Below are 4,625 nucleotides of genomic sequence, written 5' to 3'. Positions count from 1 at the left end.
TCCCCGATGCGATCGGCCCACAAAATAGTTTGGTTAGTAAAAATATATCTGAAGTTTTGTCCGAAGACTTGAGTGTCTGGGTAATGCACTACGTTGAGGAGACTCTGCTCGCATCTACCATGCAAATTGGCGAGTACGTGCAACAAATCGATGGCATTTGGCACGCTTATGAAGTGAGATTTGTCAAGAGCGGCCAAAATGAAGTACTAGCGCTCGTGCGCGATATTTCCGATCGCAAGCAAGCAGAAGCTCAGAAACTGCAAACAGAAGCATTATTGCGAATGCAAAAGGAGCAACTCGAACAAGCTTTAAGCGAACTCCAACAAGCTCAAGTCCAATTAATCCAGAACGAAAAAATGGTAGCTCTGGGGCAATTGGTAGCAGGGATTGCTCATGAAATTAACAACCCAATTAATTTTATTTATGCCAATCTCAGCTATGCCAACGAATATGTGCAAAACTTACTAAAGTTGATTGAAATATATCAGCAGGAATATCCCAATCCCACACCAAAAATCGACCGCATAATTGATGATATAGACCTGTCTTTTTTAATAAAAGACGCGCAAAGCCTCATGGAAGGTATGCACAGAGGAGCCGATCGCATCCGGCAACTCGTACTTTCTCCTCGCAACTTTTCTAGGTTAGACGAAGCTGAAATGAAGTCGGTGGATATTCATGAAGGGATCGACAGCACCCTGCTAATGTTGCAGCACCGACTCAATTCTCAAATTTCGCCACAGAACGAAGAAATTCGTCCGGCAATTCAAGTCATCAAAGAGTACGGAAATTTGCCCAAAGTCACTTGTTCTCCTAGTGAAATTAACCAAGTTTTGATGCACCTGCTGAATAATGCGATCGACGCTTTAGAACTGGGTAGTTCCTCTGAATGTAACCCACTAAATACTACCCTCTACCGACAACCTACTATCCGCATTGCCACAGAATTAATAGCTGCCAATACTATAAAAATTCGCATTGCAGACAATGGCCCCGGCATTCCAGAGTCGATGCGATCGCGTTTGTTCGACCCATTTTTTACCACCAAAGCCCCTGGCAAAGGCACCGGATTGGGATTGTCGATTAGCTATCAAATTATTGTCCAAAAACATGGAGGTAAACTAACCTGTTCTTCCTCTTCCAAAGAGGGCTCGGAATTCGCCATTGAAATACCCACCCATCAAACCAAGCAAACATAGGCTCAAAAACGCTCAAAACCCTTGAAAAATAAATACAATCCCATACTAATGTCAGCTACTCTTCCACTACCCCACTACCCTAGAAAGCCAGCTTACCCAAGGCAATAAAATAATTCCCCAAATAAGGCAAAATTTATTATGAAACCTTTCAACCCAGAACATTTCCTAATTTTAGTTGTAGATGACATCAGCCAGAATCTGCAAGTAATTGGCGAGATGCTGGAAGATTTGGGCTACGAAACCACCTTTGCCACCAGCGGAAAGCAAGCTCTCGAACGAGTCCAAACTGCCCAACCCGACCTGATTCTACTAGATTTGATGATGCCGGGGATGAACGGACTGGAAGTTTGCTCTAAACTGAAAGCAAATCCAGCACTAGCAGAACTGCCGATCGTCTTCTTAACTGCCAGCAACGAGGAAGATCATTTACTGCAAGCTTTTGATATGGGGGCTGTCGATTACGTTACCAAACCCTTTAAAAAGCCGGAACTGCTGGCCAGAGTTCGCACGCATTTGGAATTAAAGTATCTGCGCGAGCAACTGAAAGAATCTCTTCAGGAGCGAGATCTATTAGCCCAAGAGTTAGAAAACTTAAAAAGTGCCTATTTCGGCCAAAAGGTTGAGTGAAATCATGCAGGAAATCGAATTTGTCACCTCCGAATCAATAGATTTAAGCAACTGCGACAGAGAACCCATCCATATTCCCGGTAAAATTCAGCCTCATGGAGTTCTCCTCGTGCTGCAAGACCCGCAACTAAAAATTTTACAAGTTAGTCAAAATACAGAACAGTTTTTTGGCATTGCTGCTGAATCTCTGCTCGGACAAGACCTAGATATTTTATTTAGTCGTCAAGAAATAGATTTGCTATACCATTGCATATCCCAAGAAAATTTAGAATATTTTAACCCGCTCCAGTTTACAGTTAATTTTCTCGGCTCGCCTTTGCTATTTGAAGGGATTATCCATCGTTCGGATGGAGTATTAATTCTGGAATTAGAACCGAAAATTTCCTTAAAGCAAAATTATCCAGTTAGTTTTTATCATTTGCTGAAAACCTCTATCGCCAAGATATCAAACGCAGCCAGCTTCCAGGAATCAACAGACATACTTGTGCGAGAACTACGCCAAATGACTGGATACGATCGCGTCATGATTTATCGCTTTGAATCCGACGATAGCGGCATCGTTATTGCCGAAGACAAAAAACCAGAGTTAGAAGCTTTCTTGGGTTTGCACTATCCAGCTACAGATATTCCCAAACAAGCCAGAAAATTATATTTCCAAAATTGGTTGCGAATTATTGTTGATATCAATTATCAACCCGTGCAAATTATGCCAACCAATAACCCCCTCACAGATCGACCATTAGATTTAAGTCGCTCTATCCTCAGAAGCGTTTCCCCCATTCATATTGAGTATTTACAAAACATGGGGGTTACCGCTTCACTTTGTATTTCTATCATCAATGAAAGCAAACTTTGGGGTTTAATTGTATGTCATCATTATCAAGAGAAATACGTTGATTACGAAACTCGTAAAGCTTGCGAACTGCTCGGACAATTTATGTCTGTTGAACTATTCAAGAAGCAACAAAAAGAATGGGTTATATATTCCGAAAAAGTTAAACGCATTCAACAAGAAATCAAAAAAAGCTTAGTTAAGAAAATAAACGTAGATTGCTTTTTATCTCAAACTGAAGAATTATTATTAGAATTAGTCAATGCACAAGGAGCAGTTATCTATCTACAAGATGAAATTACGCTCATTGGCAAAGCTCCAGCCAAAGAAACCGTCCAAAATTTGCTAAATTGGCTTCGCCAGCACCATAAAGAAGAAGTTTTTTACACCGATTGCTTGGCAAAAATTTATCCCCAAGCTGAGCGATACAAACAGCAAGTGAGCGGCTTACTGGCAATTTCTATTTTTCTCGATCGCACTTGCTATCAAGTAGTTTGGTTTAGACCGGAAATCATTCAAACAGTAAACTGGGGAGGCAATCCGAACCAACCTGTAACATTAGAAGAAAATGGCGGATTGCGCCTGTCTCCCCGCAAATCTTTTGCTTTGTGGAAAGAAACAGTAATCGGCAAATCTTTAGCCTGGAATCCATTAGAAATAGATGCCGCCCTCGAACTGAGAAACACCCTGATGCTAGCTTTATTAGAAGTTTCGCAAGCCGCCTTAGAAAAAGCTGCCAACCGCGCTCAAATTGCCAACCGCGCCAAAAGCGAATTCCTTGCCAACATGAGTCACGAAATTCGTACACCCATGAATGCCATCCTGGGTTTTTGCGACTTGCTGCAAGGACTCGTTACCGAACCAAAACAACGCACTTATGTCGAGTCGATCTCTGCTAGCGGCAAAGCTCTCCTAGACTTAATAAATGATATCCTCGATCTCTCCAAAATTGAAGCAGGCAAACTAGAACTGAAATACGACCCCCTAGATTTGCGGGCATTAGTTGAGGAAGTTCTGCAAATTTTCTCCCAGAAAGCTAGCGAGAAAAATTTATCCCTACTCGCAGAAATTGACGAAACCCTACCCACGGGCATTATTTTTGATGAAGTGCGCCTGCGGCAAATACTCTTCAACACGATCGGCAACGCCCTCAAATTCACCGAACAAGGGTATGTTAAAATTTGCTTGCGCTGCCAAATTTACCCAGATGGAGACGCTCGCAAAGCTTGGTTGGAAATAGCTGTGGAAGATACCGGAATTGGTATTGCCCCGGCTCAACGGCAACGAATTTTCGAGGCTTTCGTGCAAAGCGAAGGACAAAGCACCCGCAAGTACGGCGGTACTGGGTTAGGATTGGCAATTACCCGCCGACTGACAACCATGCTGGGAGGAACCCTGCTACTGGAAAGCGAATTAGGTAAAGGCAGTACTTTTATCTTCGTTTTTCCAGATGTGACCCTTACCGACTGGACGACAAAACCAGTTGGCGACTCCCAGTTAAATGCAAACTTAGAACAGTTTCAACCTTCCGTACTGCTGGTGGTGGATGACGTGAAATCCAATCGCGATTTAATTGCAGGCTACTTTGAAGCGACTCAACACCGACTTTTGTTTGCTAAAGATGGACTGGAAGGGATTCAGATGGCGCAGACGCATCATCCCGATGTAATTCTGCTGGATTTGCGGATGCCCAATTTGGATGGAGATACAGCAGCTCGTCGTTTAAAGCAGGACGAAAAAACTCAAAATATCCCTATCATTATTCTCACTGCTTCTGTAATGGGACAAGATTACAAAGATCTCCAAAATTTCTGTGACGGTTTCTTGCTTAAACCCGTCAACCGTTCCCAACTTGTGGAGCAATTGCAGAAAATTTTACCACAAAACCAGAATGTATACAGCGAACATCAGAAATCTGCTGTCCCAGAATCGCTCCCGGAAGCTAAAGAAAAACTGCCCGAATTGCT

The 4,625-nt window shown here is 42.7% G+C and carries 3 protein-coding genes; all 3 read left to right on the top strand.

Annotated features, from left to right (window positions below; translation table 11 throughout):
- Positions 1–1,199, top strand: a 1,199-nt coding sequence (locus H6S82_RS19420) for an ATP-binding protein (RefSeq protein ID WP_191056581.1), incomplete at its 5' end; no start/stop codon positions are given.
- Positions 1,200–1,337: 138 nt separating this feature from the next.
- Positions 1,338–1,826, top strand: coding sequence for a response regulator (locus H6S82_RS19415; RefSeq protein ID WP_190463655.1), 489 nt, complete (start codon positions 1,338–1,340; stop codon positions 1,824–1,826).
- A gap of 4 nt (positions 1,827–1,830) precedes the next feature.
- A partial coding sequence (locus H6S82_RS19410) for an ATP-binding protein (protein WP_191056580.1) occupies positions 1,831–4,625 on the top strand: 2,795 nt, incomplete at its 3' end.

It is taken from the genome of Planktothrix sp. FACHB-1355 (assembly GCF_014748295.1).
GTDB lineage: Bacteria > Cyanobacteriota > Cyanobacteriia > Cyanobacteriales > Aerosakkonemataceae > Aerosakkonema > Aerosakkonema funiforme_A.
This window is presented reverse-complemented; position numbering and strand designations above follow the sequence as displayed.